20 protein-coding genes are annotated in these 24,830 nt (G+C 60.9%); 13 read left to right on the top strand and 7 right to left on the bottom strand.

The features are described from left to right. Window positions 1-40: 40 nt before the first annotated feature. The 3 genes from JQR87_RS09365 to JQR87_RS09355 are packed head-to-tail and all read left to right on the top strand — an operon-like array spanning window position 41 to window position 4,485. Window positions 41-1,648 (top strand): carboxyl transferase domain-containing protein, encoded by a 1,608-nt coding sequence (locus JQR87_RS09365; RefSeq protein WP_407290707.1) that lies wholly within the window; start codon window positions 41-43, stop codon window positions 1,646-1,648. 60 nt (window positions 1,649-1,708) lie between these two features. Further along, the gene (locus JQR87_RS09360) at window positions 1,709-2,512 is read left to right on the top strand and encodes a gamma-carboxygeranoyl-CoA hydratase (protein WP_407290708.1); all 804 of its coding nucleotides are present in this window, start codon (window positions 1,709-1,711) and stop codon (window positions 2,510-2,512) included. Next, window positions 2,509-4,485: an acetyl-CoA carboxylase biotin carboxylase subunit gene (locus tag JQR87_RS09355; protein ID WP_407290709.1), complete on the top strand. Its 1,977-nt coding sequence runs from the start codon at window positions 2,509-2,511 to the stop codon at window positions 4,483-4,485. Before JQR87_RS09360 ends, JQR87_RS09355 begins: the two co-directional genes overlap by 4 nt. A 194-nt stretch (window positions 4,486-4,679) precedes the next feature. Here the strand turns inward: JQR87_RS09355 and JQR87_RS09350 are convergent, their stop codons facing one another. Beyond that, entirely contained in the window at window positions 4,680-6,302 is a 1,623-nt protein-coding gene (locus JQR87_RS09350; protein ID WP_407290710.1) for a methyl-accepting chemotaxis protein, read from the bottom strand. Between the two features lie 156 nt (window positions 6,303-6,458). Here JQR87_RS09350 and JQR87_RS09345 point away from each other — a divergent pair, with 156 nt between their 5' ends. From JQR87_RS09345 to JQR87_RS09310, 8 genes are all read left to right on the top strand, one after another. Further along, on the top strand, window positions 6,459-7,373 hold the full coding sequence (locus JQR87_RS09345; RefSeq protein ID WP_407290711.1) for a hydroxymethylglutaryl-CoA lyase: 915 nt from the start codon (window positions 6,459-6,461) through the stop codon (window positions 7,371-7,373). 27 nt (window positions 7,374-7,400) lie between these two features. Then, window positions 7,401-8,096 carry a CoA transferase subunit A gene (locus JQR87_RS09340; RefSeq protein ID WP_407290712.1) on the top strand — a complete coding sequence of 232 codons (696 nt, stop codon included), beginning with the start codon at window positions 7,401-7,403 and terminating at the stop codon, window positions 8,094-8,096. A gap of 2 nt (window positions 8,097-8,098) precedes the next feature. After that, window positions 8,099-8,725 (top strand): CoA transferase subunit B, encoded by a 627-nt coding sequence (locus tag JQR87_RS09335; RefSeq protein WP_407290713.1) that lies wholly within the window; start codon window positions 8,099-8,101, stop codon window positions 8,723-8,725. A gap of 144 nt (window positions 8,726-8,869) precedes the next feature. Next, window positions 8,870-9,265 (top strand): MerR family transcriptional regulator, encoded by a 396-nt coding sequence (locus JQR87_RS09330; protein ID WP_407290714.1) that lies wholly within the window; start codon window positions 8,870-8,872, stop codon window positions 9,263-9,265. 379 nt (window positions 9,266-9,644) lie between these two features. Next, the gene (locus JQR87_RS09325; RefSeq protein ID WP_407290715.1) at window positions 9,645-10,730 is read left to right on the top strand and encodes a TRAP transporter substrate-binding protein; all 1,086 of its coding nucleotides are present in this window, start codon (window positions 9,645-9,647) and stop codon (window positions 10,728-10,730) included. Between the two features lie 217 nt (window positions 10,731-10,947). Then, window positions 10,948-11,571 carry a TRAP transporter small permease subunit gene (locus JQR87_RS09320; RefSeq protein ID WP_407290716.1) on the top strand — a complete coding sequence of 208 codons (624 nt, stop codon included), beginning with the start codon at window positions 10,948-10,950 and terminating at the stop codon, window positions 11,569-11,571. Between the two features lie 8 nt (window positions 11,572-11,579). Next, window positions 11,580-12,947 (top strand): TRAP transporter large permease, encoded by a 1,368-nt coding sequence (locus tag JQR87_RS09315; protein WP_407297768.1) that lies wholly within the window; start codon window positions 11,580-11,582, stop codon window positions 12,945-12,947. A 136-nt stretch (window positions 12,948-13,083) separates the two neighbouring features. Continuing rightward, window positions 13,084-14,577, top strand: coding sequence for a sigma-54 interaction domain-containing protein (locus JQR87_RS09310; RefSeq protein WP_407290717.1), 1,494 nt, complete (start codon window positions 13,084-13,086; stop codon window positions 14,575-14,577). Between the two features lie 28 nt (window positions 14,578-14,605). Here JQR87_RS09310 and JQR87_RS09305 read toward each other — a convergent pair whose 3' ends face one another. The 3 genes from JQR87_RS09305 to JQR87_RS09295 form a co-directional block, all read right to left on the bottom strand. Next, window positions 14,606-15,376, bottom strand: a complete 771-nt coding sequence (locus JQR87_RS09305; protein WP_407290718.1) for a 3-hydroxybutyrate dehydrogenase — start codon at window positions 15,374-15,376, stop codon at window positions 14,606-14,608. Between the two features lie 562 nt (window positions 15,377-15,938). After that, complete coding sequence (locus tag JQR87_RS09300; protein WP_407290719.1) at window positions 15,939-17,006, bottom strand: M42 family peptidase; 1,068 nt, start codon at window positions 17,004-17,006, stop codon at window positions 15,939-15,941. A gap of 63 nt (window positions 17,007-17,069) precedes the next feature. Next, a complete protein-coding gene (locus JQR87_RS09295) occupies window positions 17,070-17,996 on the bottom strand; it encodes a LysR substrate-binding domain-containing protein (RefSeq protein ID WP_407290720.1) in 927 nt (308 codons plus the stop codon). Window positions 17,997-18,131: 135 nt separating this feature from the next. Here JQR87_RS09295 and JQR87_RS09290 point away from each other — a divergent pair, with 135 nt between their 5' ends. After that, a complete protein-coding gene (locus tag JQR87_RS09290) occupies window positions 18,132-18,536 on the top strand; it encodes a RidA family protein (RefSeq protein WP_407290721.1) in 405 nt (134 codons plus the stop codon). 66 nt (window positions 18,537-18,602) lie between these two features. Here JQR87_RS09290 and pgm read toward each other — a convergent pair whose 3' ends face one another. The 3 genes from pgm to JQR87_RS09275 form a co-directional block, all read right to left on the bottom strand. Continuing rightward, the gene (gene pgm, locus JQR87_RS09285; RefSeq protein WP_407290722.1) at window positions 18,603-20,267 is read right to left on the bottom strand and encodes a phosphoglucomutase (alpha-D-glucose-1,6-bisphosphate-dependent); all 1,665 of its coding nucleotides are present in this window, start codon (window positions 20,265-20,267) and stop codon (window positions 18,603-18,605) included. A 239-nt stretch (window positions 20,268-20,506) separates the two neighbouring features. Beyond that, a complete protein-coding gene (locus JQR87_RS09280; protein ID WP_407290723.1) occupies window positions 20,507-21,100 on the bottom strand; it encodes a LysE family translocator in 594 nt (197 codons plus the stop codon). A 98-nt stretch (window positions 21,101-21,198) separates the two neighbouring features. Continuing rightward, a complete protein-coding gene (locus tag JQR87_RS09275) occupies window positions 21,199-22,038 on the bottom strand; it encodes an AraC family transcriptional regulator (RefSeq protein WP_407290725.1) in 840 nt (279 codons plus the stop codon). Between the two features lie 208 nt (window positions 22,039-22,246). On the opposite strand from JQR87_RS09275, the gene JQR87_RS09270 reads away from it, so the two are divergent. Further along, the gene (locus tag JQR87_RS09270; RefSeq protein WP_407290726.1) at window positions 22,247-24,820 is read left to right on the top strand and encodes a bifunctional diguanylate cyclase/phosphodiesterase; all 2,574 of its coding nucleotides are present in this window, start codon (window positions 22,247-22,249) and stop codon (window positions 24,818-24,820) included. Window positions 24,821-24,830 lie beyond the last annotated feature (10 nt).

Raw genomic sequence — 24,830 nt, 5'->3', positions numbered from 1 at the left:
GCTGGCTCCTACGTAAAGCACTTAATCCGGAGTGAGCCGCATGGCTATCCTGAATACCCAGATCAACGCCCGCTCGCCAGAGTTCGTTGCGAACCGCGACGCCATGCTGGAACAAGTCGAGCAGCTAAGGTCGCTGCTTGGCCGTGTCAGCGAAGGCGGCGGTGAAAAGGCGCAGCATCGCCACGTCTCACGCGGCAAGCTGCTGGTGCGTGACCGCATCAACGCCCTTCTCGACGGCGGGTCAGCCTTCCTTGAAGTGGCGCCACTGGCTGCACACGAGGTCTACGGTGAGGACGTTGCCGCCGCTGGAGTGGTGGCCGGCATCGGCCGGATCGAAGGCGTCGAATGCATGATCATCGCCAACGACGCCACGGTAAAAGGCGGCAGTTACTACCCGCTGACCGTCAAGAAACATCTGCGCGCCCAATCCATCGCCCAGCAGAATCGCCTGCCTTGCATCTACCTGGTCGACTCTGGCGGCGCCAATCTGCCGCGCCAGGACGAAGTCTTTCCCGACCGTGAACACTTCGGTCGCATCTTCTTCAACCAGGCGAACATGAGTGCGATGGGCATTCCACAGATCGCGGTTGTCATGGGCTCCTGTACAGCAGGCGGTGCTTATGTACCGGCAATGGCGGACGAAACCATCATGGTGCGCAACCAAGCCACCATCTTTCTCGCTGGCCCGCCATTGGTGAAGGCAGCGACGGGTGAAGTGGTGACCGCAGAAGATCTGGGCGGTGCCGATGTGCACTGCAAGACTTCAGGCGTTGCCGACCACTACGCCGAGAATGACGAACATGCCCTGGCTATTGCCCGGCGCTGCGTGGCTAATCTCAACTGGCAGAAGCTCGGTCAACTGCAGGTTCGCCAGCCGCTCGCACCGCTATACGCAGCGGATGAACTCTACGGTGTGATCCCCGCTCAATCCAAGCAGCCCTACGACGTACGAGAGGTCATCGCGCGGTTGGTCGACGGCAGCGAATTCGACGAATTCAAGGCGCTGTTCGGCACGACCCTCGTCTGCGGCTTCGCCACCTTGCACGGCTACCCGATCGCGATCCTCGCGAACAACGGCATCCTCTTTGCCGAAGCCGCGCAGAAAGGCGCGCATTTCATCGAGCTGGCCTGCCAGCGCGGCATCCCGTTGCTGTTCCTGCAGAACATCACTGGCTTCATGGTCGGCCAGAAATACGAGACCGGCGGCATCGCCAAGCACGGCGCCAAATTGGTAACGGCCGTTGCCTGCGCCCAGGTGCCGAAGTTCACCGTCGTCATCGGCGGCAGCTTCGGTGCGGGCAACTACGGCATGTGCGGTCGGGCCTACGACCCGCGTTTCCTGTGGATGTGGCCGAATGCGCGCATCGGCGTGATGGGCGGCGAACAGGCCGCTGGGGTGCTGGTACAAGTCAAGCGTGAGCAGGCCGAGCGCAGTGGGCAGACCTTCTCTGAGCAGGACGAGGCGCAACTCAAACAACCGATCCTCGAGCAATACGAGCACCAGGGGCATCCGTACTACTCCAGTGCTCGGCTATGGGATGACGGCGTTATTGATCCGGCGCAGACGCGCGATCTGCTGGGCCTGGCAATCTCGGCAAGTCTCAACGCGCCGATCGAACCGACCCGGTTTGGCGTATTCCGGATGTAAGCCTGCCTGCGCAGACGCCTTGACGTCGCGCAAGCACGCTCGCTCCTCAAGGAGAAGCATATGACCGATTTCCAGACCATCGAACTGAGCAAAGACCCGCGCGGCTTCGCCACCCTGTGGCTCAACCGACCGGATAAGAACAACGCCTTCAATGCCGAGATGATCCGCGAACTGGTTCAGGCCATCGACGCGGTGCAGGCAGACAAGGCCCTGCGATTCCTGCTGCTGCGCGGTCGCGGCAAGCATTTTTCGGCCGGGGCGGATCTGGCCTGGATGCAACAGTCTGCCAAGCTGGACTTCGACGCCAACCTCACCGACGCCCGTGAGTTGGCTGAACTGATGTACAGCCTCTACCACCTGAAGCTGCCGACGCTGGCCGTGGTGCAAGGCGCAGCGTTCGGCGGTGCTGTCGGACTGGTCGCCTGCTGCGATATGGCCATCGGTGCGCATGACGCGCTGTTTTCGCTCTCGGAGGTGCGCATTGGCCTGGCACCTGCAGTGATCAGCCCCTTCGTGGTCAAGGCCATAGGAGAACGTGCCACTCGTCGCTACGCCCTGACAGGTGAACGTTTCAGTGGTGAGCGCGCCCGTGACCTCGGTCTGTTGTCGGAGACCTACGCCGCCCCCGAACTAGACGATGCCCTGCAGGGCTGGCTCGACAACCTGATGCTCAACAGCCCGCAGGCAATGCGAGCCAGCAAGGACCTGCTGCGTGAAGCCGCCAGCATCTCGCTGAGCCCGGCGCTGCGCCGCTACACCGAAAATGCCATTGCGCGTATTCGGGTCAGCCCCGAAGGACAGGAAGGCCTGAACGCCTTTCTGGAAAAGCGCAAACCGAATTGGATGCAGGAGCCAGAACAATGATAACCAACCTGCTGGTTGCCAACCGCGGCGAGATTGCCTGCCGTGTGATGCGCACCGCCAAGGCCCTCGGCCTGAGCACCGTTGCCGTACACAGCGCCATCGACCGCGACGCACGGCATGCTCGCGAAGCGGATATTCGCGTCGACCTCGGCGGGGCCAAGCCCGGCGAAAGTTATCTGCTGATAGACAAGCTGATCGCCGCCGCCAAGGCGAGCGGCGCCCAGGCGATCCATCCGGGCTACGGCTTTCTCTCGGAAAATGCCGATTTCGCGCGAGCGATTGGAGAAGCCGGGCTGATCTTCGTCGGCCCACCCGCCTCGGCCATCGATGCAATGGGTAGCAAGTCCGCCGCCAAGGCACTGATGGAAAAAGCTGGCGTACCGCTGGTGCCCGGCTATCACGGCGAAGCCCAGGACGTGGGCACCTTCCGCGCCGCTGCAGAAAAGATTGGCTACCCGGTCCTGCTCAAGGCTACAGCAGGCGGCGGTGGCAAAGGCATGAAGGTGGTTGAGCGTGAGGCGGATCTCGCCGAAGCGTTGCAGTCGGCCCAGCGAGAGGCGCAATCATCTTTCGGTGACTCGCGCATGCTGGTCGAGAAGTACGTGCTCAAGCCGCGCCACGTAGAAATCCAGGTATTTGCCGATCAGCACGGCAATTGCCTGTACCTCAATGAGCGCGACTGCTCAATCCAGCGCCGCCATCAGAAAGTCGTCGAGGAGGCACCTGCCCCCGGCCTCTCTCCCGACTTGCGCCGCGCCATGGGCGAAGCTGCGGTGAAGGCCGCACAGGCGATCGGGTACGTCGGTGCCGGGACGGTGGAATTTCTGCTCGACGCACGCGGCGAGTTCTTTTTCATGGAAATGAACACGCGCCTGCAGGTGGAGCATCCCGTCACGGAGGCGATCACGGGGCTCGACCTGGTGGCCTGGCAGATTCGCGTCGCCCGTGGCGAGCCGCTGCCAATCACCCAGGAGCAGGTGCCGCTCAATGGCCACGCCATTGAAGTGCGGCTCTATGCCGAAGATCCGGACAACGACTTCCTGCCGGCTACCGGTACGCTGGACCTGTACCGCGAATCCGCTGCCGGTCCCGGTCGGCGTGTCGACAGCGGCGTGACCGAAGGCGACCGGATTTCGCCCTTTTACGACCCGATGCTGGGCAAACTGATCGCCTGGGGCGAGAACCGCGAGGAAGCGCGCCTGCGTTTGCTGGCGATGCTCGACGAAACCTGCGTTGGCGGTGTGCGAACAAACCTCGCCTTTCTACGTCGCGTAATCGCTCATCCCGCTTTCGCGGCTGCAGAGCTGGACACCGGTTTCATCCCGCGCCACGAATCCGAGCTGATGCGAGCACCCGGCGAGTTACCGGATGCGTTCTGGCAACTGGCAGGCGAATGCTACATACAGACCGAACAGGAACATGTGCGGACCGACGACCCCTACTCGCCCTGGGCCAACCGAGAGGGCCTACGCTTGGGCATGCCGAAGCAGGTGACGGTGCACCTGCAGTGCAACGGCGAAAGACGACGCGTACGGCTGCTATCAGCGGCCTGTCTTGGCGAGGGAGACGCCCCAGTCCTTGCTCACGAATCAGCTACGGCCTCAGATGCGGCCTTCGCGAACAAGCTCGCGCCTGCGATGGCTAGGCGCCGGCCGAAAGCCATCCGTCAGGGCAAGACGCTGTACCTGGAATGGAATGGCGAACTGCAAGCCGTAACCGCGTTCGATCCCATCGCCGAGGTCGAGGCCAGCCATCAGCACCAAGGCGGCCTGACAGCCCCCATGAATGGCAGCATCGTGCGGGTGCTGGTCGAGGCCGGGCAACGTGTTGAAGCTGGCGCAACGCTGATCGTACTGGAAGCGATGAAAATGGAGCACAGCATTCGAGCTGCCGAAGCGGGCGTGATCAAAGCCGTTTACTGCGCCGAAGGCGAGATGATCAGCGAAGGCGCCACCCTGGTAGAGCTTGAGTGATGACAGCCACCTGCGGCTGGCAAATCAGGCAGCTGCCGGCCTCACCGAGTGCCGGCGGTGCAAGCCGGGTTGGTGAGAACGCGTTTTGCAGGAGCGCGCTTGCTCGCGAATGCAGCCCCCCGAGTCGGCTGATTCGCGCACATGCAACGGGACGTCGCCCCCGCTCCAGCAGAGGCATAGTCGCTGCGCAGCGGCTACGTCCTGAAGCGGCGTACCAGACCGTTCAGACCAACCGCCAGGCGCGACAGCTCCTGAGTTGCAACGCTGGTCTGTTGCGCGCCGGCGGACGTCTGCACCGAAAGGTCGCGAATGCTGACCAGGTTGCGATCGATCTCCCGCGCGACCTGCGCCTGTTCCTCGGAGGCGCTGGCAATCACCAGATTGCGCTCATTGATCCCAGCCACTGTTTCGGCGATCCGTCCCAGGGCGACGCCGGCCGCCTCGGCCTTGTCGAGCGTGCTCTGTGCCCGCGCTGCGCCTTGCTGCAACGCATCGACTGTCAGCCCGGTGCCTTGCTGGATGCTTCCGATCATCGACTCGATTTCGCGCGTCGATTCACCGGTGCGCTTCGCCAGCGCTCTCACTTCATCTGCCACAACGGCGAATCCGCGACCTGCATCTCCGGCTCGCGCGGCCTCGATGGCGGCGTTCAGGGCCAGCAGGTTGGTCTGCTCGGCGACGGCGCGGATCACGTCCAAAACACGGGTGATATTGTGCGTCTGATCGGCCAGCTCCCCAGCACGGGCCGAGGCGCTGACAACATCGTTTGCCAATGCCTGGATCGAAGCGATGGCATCTTCAAGCTGAATACGGCCCTGCTGAGCCGACTCGCTGGAAGCCCTCGACGCCTCAGAGGTGGATACGGCGTTGCTGGCCACCTCTTCCACCGCGCAGGTCATTTCATTGACTGCCGTAGCGGCCTGTTCTATCTGGTCGTTCTGCCGCTGCAGACCTTCGGTGCTGTCCAGCATGACGGCACTCATCTCTTCGGCCGAGGCCGTCAGCACGTGGGCCGAGTCGTTGATCTGCCTGATGATGCTACGCAGGTTGGTCTGCATGTCGCTCAGCGAGGTCAGCAGCTCAGTGGCTTCGTCATTGCCGTTAACATAGACCTCATGGGTCAGGTCGCCTTTGGCAATCTGCTTCGAAACGGCGACGGCCCGGCGCATGGGTCGTACGATACTCGCGGTCAACAGCAGCGCCAGAACAACCGTCGAAATCACTGCGATCAGGATCACCGAGGCAATCACCAGCTGCGCTTTCTTGTAAACGGAAGTAGCCACGTCGACAGCATGATGAGCGCCCTCCTCGTTGAAGGATCGGAGCTTCAACAGGGCCTGTTCGAATTGATGGCTGAGGTCGCCGATCCGCGCGTTGACTGCGGCGACCTGCTCAGCGCTCGGGTTGCTGGCAAGCACACGCTGCCGTTCCTGGAGTGCCTGTGGGTAGCTTGCGTATACATCCTTGACGATGCCAAACACGCGAGCTTCATCGGGGTTGGATATGTGCGCCTCGTAACGAGTCATCAGCTGACCAATTGCGTCCATGGCTGCAGCTATCTGCGCATCGCTTTTACGAAGCGACTCGGCATCGGGAAAAGCAAGCTGACGCATGGACTCGATCCGCACGTGCGCAAAATGCAGCGCCATATCGTCAGCGGCCGCCTGGCTCGGCATCCAATCGGAATCGATTTCACTGCCCGCGGCACGAATCGCCGCCATCTGCATCAGACTGAACAACCCAAGCGCGGTCAGCAATACAGCGACAAGCGCAAAGAACAACAGCGTGCGATGGGAAATTTTCAGTTTGCGTAGCATGGCGGTTCTCGAGCGTGATGCCCCGGCAGGGAGCGGGTCTGCTGTACTTATCTGCCATGCTGTCAAGAACTTGAGGGTGGAGAGTCTCCACATGACCCGGCGGTCAGGACTTTTTTCTACCGGAACGGAACCTGTACGTGTTGATGAGGATAAGCGATGACAACCACCACTGAGATGCCACGCCGAGTACGTCTGGTTGAAGTCGGTCCGCGTGATGGCTTGCAAAACGAAAAGCAGCCGATCAGCGTCGCCGACAAGGTGCGCCTGGTAGACGATCTAAGTGCCGCTGGGGTTCGCTATATCGAGGTGGGCAGCTTTGTATCACCCAAGTGGGTGCCGCAGATGGCCGGCTCTGCTGATGTTTTTGCGCAGATCAGGCAGAAACCCGGCGTGACCTATGCAGCGCTGACCCCAAACCTGAAGGGGCTCGAAGCGGCCATTGCAGCAGGCGTCAGCGAAGTGGCCGTGTTCGGGGCCGCTTCTGAAGCCTTCTCACAGAAGAACATCAACTGTTCCATCGACGACAGCCTGGCGCGCTTTGCGCCTCTGATGGCCGCCGCTCGCGAGAATGGCATACAGGTACGCGGCTACGTCTCCTGCGTGCTGGGCTGCCCGTACGAAGGCGAAGTGGACCCCAAGCGCGTGGCACATGTAGCTCGTGAATTGTTTGCCATGGGCTGCTACGAGGTATCGCTGGGCGACACCATCGGCACAGGCACGCCAGGCAAGACGCGCCAGCTGTTCGAGGCTGTCAGCCGCGAGGTGCCAAGAGACAAGCTGGCCGGGCATTTCCATGACACCTATGGCCAGGCGATGGCGAACATCTACGCCAGCCTGCAGGAAGGCATCTGCACCTTCGACAGTTCGGTTGCTGGCCTGGGCGGCTGCCCTTATGCCAAGGGAGCCAGTGGCAACGTAGCCAGTGAAGACGTGCTGTACATGCTGAACGGTCTGGGAATAGAAACGGGAATTGATCTGGACAGGCTGATCGCAGCAGGGCAACGCATCAGTGAGGTACTGGGTCGTCCCAACGGATCGCGCGTCGCACGTGCGCGGCTGACCATCCAATAGCCCAAACCCAAATAACAAGAGGCCTACATGAACAAGATTTATCCCAGCGCCGAGCAAGCGCTTGAAGGTCTGGTCGACGACGGCATGACGCTTGCCGTAGGTGGTTTCGGCCTATGCGGCATTCCCGAAGCGCTGATCGCCGCACTGCGTGACACCGGCAAAAAGGACCTCACGGTGATCAGCAACAATGCGGGTGTAGACGGTTTCGGCCTTGGTCTGCTGCTTGAGTCGCGGCAGGTTCGCAAGATGGTTTCCTCGTACGTTGGTGAGAACAAGGAATTCGAGCGCCAGTACCTGGCGGGCGAACTGGAACTCGAATTCACGCCGCAGGGCACGCTGGCGGAGAAGCTGCGCGCCGCCGGCTCCGGCATCCCGGCTTTCTACACCCGCACCGGATACGGCACGCTCATTGCCGAAGGCAAGGAAACGCGCCAGTTCAACGGCCAATGGTATGTGATGGAGGAATCGCTGCCGGCCGACGTGTCGCTGGTCAAAGCCTACAAGGCAGACAAGGCCGGCAACCTCGTCTTCAACAAAACCGCGCGCAACTTCAACCCGCTCGCAGCCATGGCCGGCAAAGTCTGTGTGGTAGAGGTTGATCATCTAGTGGAAACCGGTGAGCTGGACCCCGACCAGATTCACCTGCCTGGCGTCTATGTGCAGCGCATCATCCACAACCCGAACGCCGAAAAGCGCATCGAAAAACGTACGGTGAGGAGCTGATCATGGCCTGGACACGCGAACAGATGGCGCAACGCGCCGCGCAGGAATTGCAGGACGGCTTCTACGTTAACCTTGGCATCGGGCTGCCAACCCTCGTTGCCAACTACATTCCCGAGGGGATGGATGTCTGGCTGCAGAGCGAGAACGGCCTGCTCGGCATCGGCCCGTTCCCCACCGAAGACGAGATCGACCCCGACCTGATCAACGCCGGCAAACAAACGGTCACCGCACTGCCCGGCAGCGCCTTCTTCGACAACGCGATGAGCTTCGGCATGATTCGTGGCGGGCACATCAACCTGGCGATCCTCGGCGCCATGCAGGTCTCCGAAAAAGGCGACCTGGCCAATTGGATGATCCCCGGCAAGATGGTCAAGGGCATGGGCGGCGCAATGGACCTGGTGGCTGGGGTCAAGCGTGTCATCGTACTGATGGAACACACTGCCAAAGGCGCGCACAAGATCATCAAGCAATGCGATCTCCCGCTGACCGGCGTCGGCGTTGTGGACCGGATCATCACTGACCTCGGCGTACTGGACGTGACCGCGCAAGGGCTGACACTGGTAGAGCTGGCCGATGGCGTGAGCTTCGAAGAAATGCAAGACGCTACCGGCTGCACCATTCACCGCTGAGATCGCACGCCAAACGTTGCGACATGGCCCGACGCCACTGTGCATCGGGCCAGCACAGCGTGTAGCCTTGGCCGGCTTAACCCGTAGTAACCGCACCCGGCTCGTCGCGAGCTGCGGGTGGACAGGCAGGACTGGATACCTTTCATGGCAAAGCAGACGTACAGCATCTCCGATTTGGCCAACGAGCTCGACATCACCACCCGCGCAATCCGCTTCTACGAAGAACAGGGCATGCTGTCACCGACGCGCCGCGGTCAGGAGCGCATTTACAGTCCCAAGGATCGCGTCGCCCTGAAGCTGATCCTGCGCGGAAAGCGCATCGGATTTTCACTGGCGGAATGCAAGACGCTGATCGAACTCTACGACCCCAAGGCCGGCAACCAGAAGCAGCTGAATATCATGCTCGGAATGATTGCCGAACGCCGCCAGCAGCTCGAACAGCAATTGCTGGATATCCAGCAGATGCAGCTGGAGTTGGATACGGCGGAGGAGCGATGCCTGTCAGCTTTGAAAACCACCATCGGTAAGGAAGCGAGTTGACGCATCTGGGCTCGTTTATCTCGCTCGCCCACGGTGCCAGGGACGAGCTAAACGGTCGACCTCTCGACTACGAACCCCATAGCTGTGGGCTACAGGGTCCAGATTAGTAGACACATTTCCAGCATTCTGGACAGCTGTCCTGGCTTGATCGATCTATGTCTGACTGGCTGGACACAGTCGACTTGCACCACTCAGTTGCGCCGCTCTGATACGCGGGTTTCAGCTACATCTGAAGTCAGGCACAGAACCTGCTATAGCGTTGGTGTGCTACGCCAGAACAGCTGGCGGGACGACCAGTTACGGCAGTCTCGTTCCGCTAACGGCTTCAGAGCCGGATTCGACCACCGGTCAAAAACAACAAGAAAGAAGGAAACCTGCAATGTCGATCACCCGAAAACTTTCCCGCCTCGCCTGTGCCATCGGAGCCACCACGTTACTGAGCGCCACGTTGGTCAGCGGTCACGCCGTCGCTGCCGAAAAGATCCGCTGGCAAGTCCCGCTAGCCTTCCCCTCCCACCTGGTAGGCCTGACCACGCCAATCAAGCACTTGTCCGAATCACTCAAGACCATCTCGGGCGGTGATGTGCAACTGCGTTACTACGAGCCGGGCGAACTGGTGCCGCCGTTCGAAATCATGGATGCGGTCAGCAACGGTAAGTACCCAGCCGGCTACACCTGGATTGGCTATGACCAGGGGACAATCGCCGCACTGCCGCTCTATTCCGGAGCGCCGTTCAACATGGAGCCGCCGGCTTATCTGGCCTGGTACTACGAGGGCGACGGCAAAAAGCTGCTCGAGGAGATCTACGCTGAGCGCAATATTCACCCGATGCTCTGCAGCATCATCGGCCCAGAGGGTGCTGGCTGGTTTTCCAAGCCCATCGAGAAGCTTGAAGACATTGACGGCCTGCGCATCCGCTTCGCAGGTATTGGCGGCAAGGTGCTGGAAAAACTCGGTGCCTCGGTCACCATGATCCCCGGCGGGGAAATCTACCAGGCGCTTGAACGCAAGACGATCGACGCCACCGAGTTCTCGCAGCCGGCCGTGGACAAGATGCTGGGCCTGGACCAGATCATCAAGAATTACATCATGCCCGGCTGGCACCAGACGCTGACCACCTCCCACCTGCTGGTCAACAAGGACGTGTGGGACAAGTTGGAGCCGCAAAGCCGCGCGCTTATCGAGATGGGCTGTGAATCGGCCACGCTCAAAGGCTTCGCCGAAAGCGAGTGGGCCCAGCCAACCGCCTTGCGCGAGTACGAGAAGCAAGGGGTGAAGGCACAGGTGTTGCCCGATGAAGTCCTGCGCGAGCTTGAGCGCGTGACCAACGAGGTGCTCGATGAAATCGCCGCCAAGGATGAGATGTTCAACCGCGTCCTGACCAGCCAGCGGGATTTCATGAAGCATCACTCGATCTGGCACGGCAAAGGCTACCTGCCGCGCGAGTTCTACCAGTACGACTGACTGCTGCTCGTCCCTATGGGCGACTTGTGTGAGGCCGATCCACCGCATTTCACAGGCGTAGTTCCGGGACACGCTGCGACCGCTCATGGCTTGCCATGGTGAAGCGCAGCTTCGGCCCTCTCCTATCGCTTCAGGTGACCGTGCTTCCTACGCAGGCCGATCGCGGCACGGCCACTGGCCGTGCCATACCCCCGAGTATCGGATTACCGAGGTGGCTGTGTCCGTTCATCCCGTTTCCCCAAATGATGCATTGCCCGCTGATGAGTCAGGCGCATTGCCGCACAACAGGCTGTCTTGGTGGCTCGACCGGGCGCTGGTCGCCATTGGCGAAGCCAGTGCCTGGATCTGGCTGCTGGTGTTGGCCGTCGTACTGACCAACGTGTTCAGCCGCTTCGTTCTATCCCGCGGGTCCATCGCGCTGGAAGAACTGTCCTGGCACCTGTTCGGTGCCGCCTTGATGCTTGCCCTCGCCTACGCCGTGGTGCGTGACGACCATGTCCGCGTCGATGTGCTGCGCGAGAAGTTCACGCTGCGCAGCCAGGCCATTATCGAGCTGCTGGCCATTCTGGTACTGGCCTTGCCCATCGTGGTGCTGATGGTCGATGCGCTGGTGCCTTTCGCTTATCAAGCGTTCATCTATGACGAGCGCTCCCAGGCGCCGAGCGGATTGCCGCACCGTTTCATCTTCAAAAGTGTGCTGCCTATCGGGTTGACCTTGGTGGCGCTGGCGCTCCTGTCACGGGCAACGCGCTGCAGCACGCTGCTTCTCAACTTCCCACGGGCGCTACGTCGCCCCAACGAATGGCCGCGATCGCGGCCATGCGCAGCCCTGATGGAGTAGCCGTAATCATGGGTCTGGAAGAAATTCTCGTTATCAGCATGTTCGCCACGTTCATGGGGCTGTTGCTGCTTGGCTTCCCAGTCGCCTGGTCGTTGGCCGGCATCGGGCTGCTGTTCGCCGTGCTCGGTCATGTACTGGTCGAGCACTTCGATGCCGATCTCTGGTTTACCTGGGACGGCACTATCGGCGTGCTCGATGCGCGCATCTACGGCATCGTTGCAAATGAGCTGATGGTCGCGCTGCCACTGTTCATCTTCATGGGCATCATGCTTGACCGCTCCGGCATTGCCGAACGCCTGATGCACAGTCTTGTCCGGGTGCTCGGCCCGTTGCGCGGTGGCTATGCAGTCACAGTGGTGCTGGTAGGCATTCTGCTGGCTGCATCCACTGGCATCGTCGGTGCCTCGGTTGCGTTGCTTGGCATGCTGTCGATCGGTCCGATGTTGCAGGCCAAGTACAACAAGAGCCTGGCGGTCGGTACGGCCTGTTCGGTCGGCACGCTCGGCATTCTGATCCCGCCAAGCATCATGTTGGTCTTGATGGCCGACCGCCTGGGCACATCCGAAGCCTCGGTAGGCAAACTGTTCATGGGTGCGTTGATCCCCGGCATGATGCTGGCGGCGACGTACATCCTGTATATCGTCATCGTGGCCTGGCTGAAGAAGGACTTTGCGCCTGCTCCGACCAACCGCCAGAAGCTTGATGCAAAAGCCCTGATCGATGTGTTCTGGGCAGTGGTGCCGCCGTTCGTACTGATCCTTGCGGTGTTGGGCTCGATCTTCTTTGGCATTGCCACCACCACCGAGGCCTCCGCAGTCGGTGCCTTCGGTGCGGTCATCATGGCGGCTTGCAGCCGCAAACTGAACATGACGGTGCTCAAAGAAGCGCTATACCAGACCAGCCGGACCGCGGCGTTCATCTTCGGCATCTTCATCGGCGCCACGGTGTTCGCGGCTGTACTGCGCGGGCTGGGCGGTGATGATGTCATCCGCGCCGCACTGACCGGCTTGCCGTTCGGCCAGACCGGCGTGTTGCTGACCGTGCTGCTGATCACCTTCCTGCTCGGCTTCTTCCTCGACTGGGTGGAGATCACGTTGATCATCCTGCCACTGGTCGCGCCGGTGCTGTTCTCGATGGGCGTTGACCCGCTCTGGTTCGCGATCCTCTTCGCGCTCTGTCTGCAGACATCCTTCCTCACGCCGCCAGTAGGCTTCGCGCTGTTTTACATCAAGGGCGTCTGTCCGCCCGAGGTGACCACACGCGACGTCTATCTTGGCGTACTGCCCTACATCCTGATTCAGCTACTGGGGCTGGCGTTGGTGTTCGTTTTCGCACCACTGGCCACGTGGCTCCCCAACGAGGTGTACGCCCAATAAACCGACCGGCGTGGCATGGCTGCACTTATGCGGCTCGCCACGTTCCAACGGCTGCTTTAATTCTCGTTTCGGCTGCCTTGCCCCGCGTATTGAGCGCCTTTCATAATCGACCGATTCCAACCGGACTGTTCAGCTCATGGCCATTGCCCGCAACGATCTTGACCAAAACGGCCTGACGATCGGCGTTTCTCCTGAACGCTTTCGCGCGGTCGCCATGCCGCTGTTGTTCGACCATCTCAACGCTCAGTGCGAAGGCACCATCGCGGTGAATCGGCAGGCGCGTATTGTCTGGATCAACGACAAGTACGCGCAAAAGATCGGCATCAGCGATGCACGCAGCGTGTTAGGCAAGAAAATCGAGGAAGTGCTGCCCGCCAGCCGCCTTCGAGAAGTGGTTGAGAGTGGCCAGCCCAGCATGCTCGACCTGATGGCTTTCGGCAGCGAGCATTTCGTCGTGACCCGTATTCCACTTCGGGACGAAGACGGGACCCTGGTGGGCGCGCTGGGCTTCGTGCTCTTCGACCGTGCCCGGCACCTCAAGCCACTGATGTCCAAATTCACCACGTTGCAGACGCAACTGGTGGCGACCCAGAACGAACTGGCCAAAGCCCGGCGAGCCCGTTACACCATTGCCGGGTTCATCGGCACCAGCCCCGCCGCTAGCGAAGTGAAGCGTCAGGCCCGCCGCGCCGCGCAGCTGGACGCAACGGTGTTGATTCGCGGCGAAACCGGCACAGGCAAGGAGCTGCTAGCCCAAGGCATCCATAACCTCTCACCGCGCGCCAACGGACCTTTCGTTGCAGTGAACGTCGCTGCGATTCCGGAGACGCTGGTCGAAGCCGAGCTGTTCGGCACCGCGCCCGGTGCCTTTACCGGAGCGGATCGCAAGGCCCGCATCGGCAAGTTTGAACTCGCCAATGGCGGCACCCTGTTCCTCGACGAGATCGGTGACCTGCCGCTCGCCCTGCAAGCCAAACTGTTGCGCGTGCTACAGGAGCAGGAAATCGAGCCGCTGGGCTCCAATCAGGTCAAGCCGCTCAATGTTCGCGTCATCGCCGCCACACACATCGATTTGGAGGCCAAGGTCGCGGCTAACGAGTTTCGTGACGACCTTTACTACCGACTCAACGTCCTGGCGCTGAAGGTCCCGCCACTTCGCGAACGCGCCAGCGACATCCCGTCAGTCATCGAACATCTTCTCGACGACATTGCCAACCGCTCGGGGCAAGCGCCAATGGAGCTGACCGCGGACGCCGTTGCGCTGCTGCGCACCCAACCGTGGCGAGGCAACGTGCGAGAGCTCGGCAACCTGCTCGAACGGGCACAGCTGAGCACGGACGGCGCACCGCTCGAAGCCAGGCATTTCCTTCCGCTGTTGGCCGACCAGAACGGCAAGGCGATACAAGGGGCACCGGCAGTTCAGGAAACTGCAGCGCCCGCATCGCTGAACCTCTCCGAGGAAACGCCGCTGCAACGTCTCGCCGAAAGCATCGCCCAAGCGGAACGACGTGCCTTGCAAAGCGCTCTGCTCGCGTGCAAAGGCAACCGGAGAAAGGCCGCGATTGAACTGGGCATTTCCCGAGCGAGCCTGTATTCCAAGCTGCAGCTGCACGGGCTAAGCGAACGCTAGCGCCCGCGCTCGCCGCCGGTGCGGTCCGCTACTGCGCGACCCAACCGCCATCCATATTCCAGGCGACACCGCGGACCTGAGTCGCGGCATCGCTACACAGGAACAGAGCCAGCTCACCGAGCTGTTCCGGCGTCACAAAGTCCAGTGACGGCTGTTTTTCCATGAGTAGTTCACGGGTCGCCCGCTGGTGGTCGCCGTGGGCTTTGGCATTGTTGTCGATTTGCTGCTGAACCAGAGGCGTCAGCACCCAACCGGGGCAGATCGCATTGCAAGTGATGCCCGTCGTGGCCGTCTCCAGCGCGACGCTCTTGGTCAACCCAACCAGGCCGTGCTTGGCGGCCACGTACGCCGACTTCTGAGCCGAAGCCACCAACCCGTGCGCTGACGATACATTGATGATCCGGCCCCAGTTGCGCTGACGCATGCCGGGCAAGGCCAGGCGGATCGTATGGAAAGCCGAAGAGAGGTTGATAGCGATGATGCTGTTCCAACGCTCGACAGGGAAGCCCTCGATCGGCGCCACATGTTGAATACCGGCGTTGTTCACCAGAACGTCCAGCGTGCCGAATTCGCGCTCGGTCATGAGGACCATCTCGGCAATCTGATCGGCGTCCGACACGTCGGCCGGATGATGAAGCACCCGTCTGCCATACGCTGAGACTTGCGCCAAGGCGGCATCTACGTCACCAAAGCCATTGAGCATCACGTTCGCCCCCGCCTCCGCCAGCTTGCAGGCGACCCCCAGGCCTATCCCACTGGTCGAGCCGGTGACCAGAGCAGACTTACCATTGAGCTTCATGGCGGTCTCCGCTCGCAGTCGACGCTGGCGGTGCCGCGTATGTAAATGAAAGTCGGGCACTAGAGCAACTGGCGGGTAATGCCGGGGCAGATGGCGCGAGTAGAGCTAGCGCACCAGTGAGGTCGGAAAGGGGCGTCATTGCAAGGTCCTTATTGTTCTGGTTGCCACGTTCAGCGGGCCCGTCTCGCAACGTCATGTGCGGACAGGCGGGACCCTGGCTATAGAGCGAAAGCCGTGCCAATCCTCCAGTCGAATGGGAAGAGCCTGAGTTGCCGCCTGCGCCGCGCCATATGAACCGCCAGGGGCCCATGCCGCCGCGTGAGGCAAGCGGTCGCGATGTCCAGCGATCTGTACATGCGTGCTCTGATATACATTGGTCGGTCCTGCGTGTCCGGTCCGCTGGACCGCAGCACAACGGGTTCCTCACGGCCAGAGGCGACTGTCAGACCCTCCCAGAACCGGCATAGCGACCTGCTCCGTTACGCCCGGGTCTGCCTGGCCCGCGTTCGCTTTGGCGGCGATCTGATGACCGCCGGGAGATGGGCTGCTGCGGTAATTCCCCCTACGCAGCGTTCAGTAGATATTCAATCAAAGTGCGAGCGCAGGCGTGCATGCCGTCTTCTGTAATCAGCTCGTACCCGTGCGTATTTTCAGTCGGGATTGCCAGGCAGCCGGCGCGAGGCGAAGAACCCGAGCCGAGTACTGCGCTGGCATCCGACGCAAAGCCCGGCATCAGGGCAGGTTGAGGGGTGTAGCCACAGCGGATGGCCGCCCCCAGCAGGTCATCGGAGACGGACTTTGTATACAAGCCCTTCTCGTCCCCGGTCAGAATGATCGGATCCGAGCACAATCGGGTACCGTACTCCTCGGCGATGGGCCCTACTTCCACCGCGATGCAGACGTCACCCGGCAAGGTTCGTGCTGCGTACTGCGCACCCGAGTTGGTTTCCTCCTCGTTGGTGGTCAGCACGAAGTACAGGTCTTGCTTGAGTTCATCCCTGTGTTCCGCGAGCCGCTCGGCTGCACGCAATACAGCCACTACTGGCGCTCGGTCATCGAGAAAGTGTCCCGCTATCGCGTCATGCACGCGGAACGGCCGCCGCCAGTGTTGACTCAGGACGACCCGGGAGCCCGGCCTTACCCCTTTCTGCGCAAGCTCGTCTTTGGTTCGCCGGGTGATGACGTGCACATCGTTCCATTGCACGTTGCCGCTGAGAATGTGCATCGACTGGGACGATTCGGTCGTCCCGTGCATGGTTCCAAACGACAGAACCCCCGGCAGGTATTGCGCTTCGCCCATCACATCCACTGGGCACATCCCGAAGTTGACCGGGAAGGCGCCGCCCAATGCAACCACGTGAAGCCGACCATCGTCGCTGATGCGCTTGACCACCATGGCGATCTCATCCTGATGTGCCATGACCCGAATCGCTCGTGACTGCGCCGTTTCTCGTTCTACATTTGCGGCACGGATCACCCCGATCAGGTTGTTCGCCGCATCCACCCAGACCTCATCGCAGCTCGACTCGAGTTCCGCGCGGCACACCGCCCGGACTTCCTCTTCCTGGCCGCCTGGCCCGCGGGCTAGCAAGAGTGATTCGAGCAATGAAAAATCCGCTTCGACCGACATGCATCCTCCCGTTCTGTCTGCTCTACGGTGTGACAGCACAGCATCCGGAGGGTGCGACAGCGGTTAGGCGCCCTCTCGACGCACAACCGGCGCTTGCTGAGCCATCAACTCGGCGATCCAATCGATGAAAACCCGCAGCTTTAAGCTGACGTGCCGGTTCGGCGGGAATGCAACGTACATAGGCATTGGCTCGAGTTGCCAATCGTCGAACAGCGGCATCAGTTGCCCACTGTCCAGATGAGAGCTGGCCATATAGTCCGGCAGCCATAACACACCCAAGCCTGCCAAGCCGGCGGCCAGGTAGGCATTGCCGTCGTCGACCGACAGTACGTAACGACCCATTACGCTAACGCGTTCATCATCGCGATGCATGGCGTAGGGAAACACTTTTCCGGTCCGCGCCCAGAGGAAGCCCACGATGCGGTGGTGCGTGTTCTCGAGTTCATGCGGGTGGGACGGCGTACCGGCTCGTTCGAGGTAGCTGGGTGCTGCGTATACGCCCAGTTGCAAGTCGCCAATGTGCCGAGCCATGAGGGAAAGGTCGGTGAGCTCGCCCCCGCGCACAACGCAATCGACGTTCTCATCGATCAGATCCACCATCCGGTCGCTGACACCCAGGTCGAGCTGGATTTCTGGATATTTCGCATGAAAGGCAGGAAGTGCCGGTATCAGAATGGACCGCGCGAATGGACTGGGCACATCCACCCTCAGGCGACCCCGAGGCGACGTCGATGCACCGGACAGGCTGGTCTCAGCATCGTCCAGATCCGCCAGTAACCGCACCACGCGCTCGTAATACGCGGCGCCATCAGCCATGACATTGACCTTGCGTGTCGTTCGGTTGAGTAGCCTCACGCGCAGCCGAGCTTCGAGCTGTTGCACCAGTTGCGTCACGCTGGTTTTGCTCAGATGCAGGGTGTCAGCCGCTTTGGTGAAGCTGCCCGTTTCGACCACACGGGCAAAGGCCTGCATCGCAACAAAGCGGTCCATGTCGGCTCCGGCGCTAGGATTGTTTGGAGTTTGTGAACAGTGCTGATCAGGCTTGCGAGTTTATCCCTCCAGCGGGCAACCCTACAGTCTCTGCGTCAACTACCTGCTCGATATCAACTGACGCAAGAGGCTGTTATGAACACACGTGACGTGGTTTTCCCTGCTGGTCGACAAGCGTTGTATGAGCGTAACCGTTATTCGCCGGCCGTTCGATCCAACGGGATGCTGTACGTATCCGGACAAGTCGGCAGCCGTGAAGACGGATCGCCGGAGCCTGAGCTCGAAGCTCAGGTGGGGCTCGCCTTTGAAAATCTGAACGCGGTGCTAAAGGCTGCTGGCTGTACCTTTGACGATGTGGTCGACGTGACCGTTTTCATGGTCGATCCCCAGGCCAACTTCGAGCGAGTCTGGAGTGTCGTGCCGCAATACTGGGGCAGCGCACCGCATCCTACTGTGACAGCCGTCGGGGTGACCTGGCTTTATGGCTTTCAGTTCGAAATCAAGGTGATCGCAAAATTGCCTGAGTCATCTGCCGGCTGATGCCTCCTCTCAACCATAAAAAAGCCGCCGCCCATTGCGGGTGGCGGCTTACCTGCATCTTGCGTCTCAGTTGTTCAGCACAGCGTCAACCAGTGACTTGGCCTCGTCCTGAATGCGCTTGAGGTGCGCGTCGCCCTCGAAGCTTTCCGCATAAATCTTGTAGACGTCCTCGGTACCGGACGGACGGGCGGCGAACCACCCATTGTCGGTCACGACCTTGAGGCCCCCGATCGCGGCGCCGTTGCCCGGTGCTTCGGTAAGAATCTGTGTAATCGGCTGGCCAGCCAGCTCTCCTGCAGTGACCTGCGAAGCTGAAAGCTTGCCGAGTTTGGCTTTTTGCTCGCGGTTGGCGGGGGCATCGATGCGCTGGTAAACCGGGGCGCCAAAGCGCTCTGTCAGCGCCTGATAGCGCTCGCCCGGGTCCTTGCCAGTCACTGCGGTGATCTCCGCGGCCAACAAGCCAAGAATGAGGCCATCCTTGTCGGTGGACCAGGCGCCGCCCTGCTTGCGCAGGAAAGATGCGCCAGCGGACTCCTCACCACCGAAGCCCAAGCTGCCGTCCATCAAACCGTCTACAAACCACTTGAAGCCCACCGGCACCTCGACGACGTTGCGACCGATGCCCTTGGCGACGCGGTCGATCATCGAAGACGACACTAGCGTCTTGCCGATGCCCGCCCCAGCGCTCCATTCGGGGCGATGAGTGAACAGGTATTCGATGGCAACTGCCAGGTAGTGGTTAGGGTTCAGCAGACCCACCGAGCGCGCCACGATGCCATGACGGTCGTGGTCGGTGTCGCACGCAAAGGAGACGTCAAAGCGGTCCTTGTTCTCGATAAGACCGGCCATGGCGTGGGGCGAGCTGCAGTCCATACGGATCTTGCCGTCCCAGTCCAGGCGCATGAAGCGAAAAGTTGGGTCGACCCGAGTCGAGAGCACTTCAAGCGGAAGGCTGTAGCGCTCAGCGATGCGCGTCCAATAGTGCACGCCAGCGCCGCCCAGCGGATCAACGCCAAACGTCAACCCTGAATTTCGGATCGCTTCGAGATCGATCACCTGCTCCAGGCCACCGACATAGTTTTCGATGAAATCGAAGCGCTGAGTGGTCGGCGCTTTCAGCGCCTGTGCGTAATCCATCCGCTGGACGCCCTTGAGGCCGGCGACCAGTAGCGCATTGGCGCGCTCCTGAATCCATTTGGTCACGCCCGTATCGGCCGGACCACCATTGGTGGGGTTGTACTTGAAGCCGCCGTCGGCGGGCGGATTGTGCGACGGCGTAATAACGATACCGTCAGCCAGGCCGCTGCTGCGGCCTGCGTTGTATTCCAGGATCGCATTGGAGATGGCAGGCGTCGGCGTGTAACCGGGCTCGCCATGGGTTTCGCTGCAGCCAGCGTCGATGCGTGTCTCGACGCCGTTGGCCGCCAGCACTTCCAGCGCGGAGACGAAAGCGGGTTCGGATAACGCATGGGTGTCCATGCCGACAAAGATCGGTCCGTTGACGCCCTGCTCCTTGCGGTAGTCGCAGATCGCCTGTGTGGTCGCCAGAATATGCCACTCGTTGAAGCTGTTCTTCAGTGACGAGCCGCGGTGACCCGAGGTGCCGAAAGCCACTTGCTGCGCCGGATCGGATGGGTCCGGGCGCTCGCTGTAATACCGCGAAATCAACCGAGGTATGTTGGTCAGGGTCTGTTCATCAGGGAGGCGTCCTGCGTTGAGGTCGAGGCTCATCAGTCTTTCCTTTGGGGGATCGGTCGTTCGATTCAGGCAGAAACCTGGGGTCTGCCGATGGGTGTCGGGAAGCAAAATGACGGTAGTGGCCGGCATTTATCTACGCGCTTCGACCATGCACCCTCGGGCTTTGGTTCCCCACTGCTGCATCGAAAGCGCACGCGCATCGGCAACGCATGATAGAGCGCGCCACCGCTGCCGCGAAGATGGCGCGATTGGAGGCCTGCAACAGACCGAGATCAGACGAGCAAGCCGGCCCAGGCAGACGCCAGCAGCAACAATGCCATGCACTGATTGAATCGCTTGATCGATCGCGCTGATCTGAAGAGCCGCACCGCACCCTGCCCCAACGCAGCCCATGCGCACAAACAGGGAACTGCAACGAGAAAGAACAGCAATGCGTAGGTTCCGTAGTGCAACCAACCGGCGTTGGCGCCGGTAAAAACGCTGACCACCGCAAGCGCCGTCATCCAGGTTTTCGGATTAACCAGCTGCAGCCCGGCGCCTCCCCACGCGCCGACCCGGTCCTGGTCATCATGCGGATCGATTTCGGCAGCCGAGCTGCGAAACAGCTGCCAGGCGAGCAGACTGATCCAGCCCGCGCCCAGCCACGCCATGGCCTGTTGCAACCAGGGCAGTCCGAGCACCAGTTCGCCAAGCCCCAGCCCGACCAGGAGCACTATGGTCGCCGCCCCGGCACAGGCGCCAAACACGATCAATAGCGCAGCCCGCCAGCCATACTGGCTGCTGCTGCTGAGCACAAGGATGTTGGTTGGCCCCGGCGTGATCGACGCGACGAAGGCAAACAGAATGAAGGGCAGAAACTGGCTCATCGGCAACGCTCCACCCGGTTGCGCTGACCTATGCAGACGAAAGTGATCATGACGGAACACCTATTAGGGGGTTTCCGCCATATTCAGGCCCGAAGCCTTCAGCGATCTGGAAGGTTTGTGCAGCGTTTGCGGTAAGCGGCCGGGCTGAGTCCATAGGCACGACGGAACCAGCGCCCCAGATGGCTCTGATCAGCAAAGCCCAACTCCACCGCAACGCTCGCCGGCATCAGCCCCTGACGCAGGCGTTTGCGTGCCAGGCTCAGCCGCAGCTGAACCAGATAGGCATGCGGCGCGAGCCCGAATGACGCTTTGAACGCGCGCGTTAGCCGAAAGCGATCCACGCCGGCCGCCCGCGCTAGCTCATCGAGCCCCACATCCCGGTCCAGATGCGCATGCAGGTAATCCCTGGCCCTGACGGCAACGACCGGCAACCGGGGGTTGGTTTCCAGGCGTTGACGCCAGCGCATCCGTCCGGACAGTTTCTCCAGCACCCCATCGAGCGCGGCGTGGCGAATGATGCGCAGCTCCTCGGCATGCAGCGCGCTGAATGCAAAGGCGATGTGCTTAACCAGCTCGGGCTCATCGGCGAGGGTTTCGGTAAAGCTCGGGAGGCAGTTATCAGGCACGTCGTCGAACAGCTCGTGCAGCTGGGCCTCGAGCCAATGCGGCTGCAGGTAAAGCATCGAATAGGTGAAGCCGCCCGGCGTCGGTGCATGGCCGTCGTGTATTTCACCGGGTTCGAGCAGGAACGCTTGACCCGCCACGCTGCTATGCAGCGTCTTGCGGCAGTTGAACTGCTGCACCCCCTGTTCGGTAAAGCCGACAAGGTAGCTGTCATGCCAATGCGGGTCGTAAGCGTGCCCTTGGAAATGCGCGCGGATTAGCTCGATGCCCGTTTCAGCATCCAGCGTCAGGTCGACCCAACTGCCATCAATCATGTCGCCCCCGCTCTTGGTCTGCGCCTATTCGACGAAGATTATCGATTCACTGAGGACCAGGCGAGCTAGAACATCTGTGCAGCGATTGTTACCCCGCACGCCACTTGTCGGAATTCGTCAACCACAACAGCAACATCGCCCCCTTTCGGCCGATACAAACCGTGCAAGCTGTTACCTAGTGCAACTCCGTCGAGCCGGCCGTATCCAAATGACCTCTACCCTCGCAATCAGCACCTCCCATGAAGCGGCAGGCTATACCGCCTTGACCCGCAAGGCGTCCCTCAGCTTCATCTATGTCGTCGCTGCGCTTTTCATTACCGCCGCCCTGGCGTTGGTATACCTGTGCGTCACGCTGGACGAGCAGCAGGTGCAGCACAGCGAAACAGACGCAGCCAAGGCCATGGAGAGCAGACGAGACAAGATCGGCACCGCGCTGGCCGACTACGCCTTCTGGAACGACGCTTATAAGTACATGAACGGCGAGGTGGATGCCGCCTGGGCCTTCGATGGCGACAACATCGGCCCATCGCTATTTACGACCTACGGCCTGGACGGGGTGTTCGTTCTGGGTCCTGACGCGTCGACCCGCTATGCCATCGTCGACGGCAAGTTGAGCGACATGGATGCCAACGACTGGATGGCCGGCGACCTGCCTGCCCTGTTGGCCAGCGCACGCCAAAAGTCAGCTGAAGACGGTGTCACCCAAGTCTATTTCACCGTCATGGGTAAGCCGGCTGTAGTGTCGGCAGCGGTGATACGCCCGGACAGTTCCTACAATGATTTCGAGAATCTGTCCTATCTCGTCTATGTCGATGTCCTGACCAACCCGAAGCTGAAGGTGTTAGAGGAAGCATTCGATCTGACTGGCCTCACAGCGACCGTCGGTACCGTTCCGGACGGTGCGAGACCGAAGCTGACGCTGCAGGAAGAGATCGGCATCGCAACCACGTTGCAATGGCAAAGTGAGGAGCTGGGCCGGTCTGTTCTCAAGAAATTCCTGCCCATGCTTTTGCTGATCGGAACATTTGTCGCTGCGCTGATGTTCTGGTTACGCAGACGCATCATTCATGCAGCAGACATGATCGATGCAGTTCAGCAGGCACTGCGGGTGAGCGAGCAGCGTTTCAAGCATATTTCCGAAGCGTCATCGGATTGGATTTGGGAAACCGATCCAGAGCAAAGACTGACTTACCTGTCAGAACGCTTCACCCAAGTTACGGGCTTGCCTTGTCATGTCTGGGTCGGGCGTCCCCTCACCGATCTGCTGTCCTATGACAAACAACTGATGGCTGCGACCGCCGAGAGCGGCAACGTTACCGGGCGTAAACCAATCCCCTGCGAAATGCGCGACAGCAACCAGAGTCTGCGTTATTGCCAGCTTTCGGCCCGTGCCGTGCGAGTCGCAGACTGCTTACAGGGATATCAGGGTACCGTCTGCGATATCACGGAGGAGATCGAAGCCAAGGCGCGCATCGAGCACATCAGCCAGCACGACGCGCTGACCGGGTTAGCCAATCGCCACCGCCTGAATCATTTTCTTAATGCCCGCCTCAGCCAAGGCCTGAGTGGTGATCGCCCCGTCTTTCTTCTGGCGCTGGACCTTGACCGCTTCAAGCCCATTAATGACACCTTCGGCCATGCTGCGGGCGACCTGGTGCTGCGCGAAGTGGCCAACGCGCTCAAGGGTTGCACACGAGAGACGGACCTCGTAGCAAGGCTTGGCGGCGATGAATTCGTTGTGGTGGCCACCGACTGCCGGACCCAGGAACAGGCAGAACGGCTCTGCCAGCGCCTGATCGAGAAGATCAATCAGCCTATACGAATCGGAACGAACGACGTCAGCGTGGGCGCCAGCATTGGTATCGTCTCGGCGCCCTATGACGGGCTTACAGCAGAGGAGCTGCTGCGCTACGCAGACATCGCGCTCTACGAGGCCAAGTCCAGCGGCCGTAATCTGTTCAGGTTCTACGAGCCGGCGATGAACGAGCGAATCATGGAGCGCCGGCAATTGGAAATGGACATGCGTCAGGCGTTGCGCCGCCATGAGTTCCGCCTCGACTTCCAGCCTCGCTACGATGCGTCTTCGCAAACCATCGTCGGCGCTGAGGCACTGGTGCGTTGGAAGCATCCGATCCGTGACCTGCTCAGCCCCGGCTGTTTCATCCCATTGGCAGAAGAGACCGGCCTGATCGTGGAGCTAAGCGATTGGGTCCTGCGGGAAGCCTGCCTGAACGCACTGACCTGGAATGATGAGCTGATGGTCTCGGTAAACCTTTCACCGGTCGAGTTTCAGCGCAGTGATCTGGTTGACCGTATCGCCACCGTGCTCGAGAGTACCGGCATCGCGCCGCAACGTCTGGAGCTTGAGATCACCGAAAGCGTGATGCTCGAAGACGCCGCCTCGGCGCTGACGACCATGAACCAGCTGAAGGCGTTGGGAATCCGCCTGTCCATGGACGATTTCGGCACAGGTTATTCCTCGCTGAGTTACCTGCGCAGCTATCCGTTCGACGGTATCAAGATCGACCGCAGCTTCATTTCGGGGCTCGATCAATCGCAGAGCAGCGAGGCGATCGTTGATGCCATCGTCAGCATGGGCCACGCGCTCTCGCTGACGGTGACCGCCGAAGGTATCGAGACCCTTGCGCAACTGGACAAGTTGACTGAACTCTCCTGTGACCAGGCTCAGGGGTTCTACCTGGGTCGCCCCATGTCACCCCTGCTGTTCCAGCAGATGCTTGCTGATAAACAGGCCGAGGGCGTCGCCGCGCCCAGGTGCTAATCGCTCCGGG

The organism is Stutzerimonas stutzeri (genome assembly GCF_051028275.1).
GTDB classification, from domain to species: domain Bacteria; phylum Pseudomonadota; class Gammaproteobacteria; order Pseudomonadales; family Pseudomonadaceae; genus Stutzerimonas; species Stutzerimonas stutzeri_AS.
Note: the sequence above shows the minus strand (reverse complement) of the source record. Positions and strands in the feature narration are given on the sequence as shown.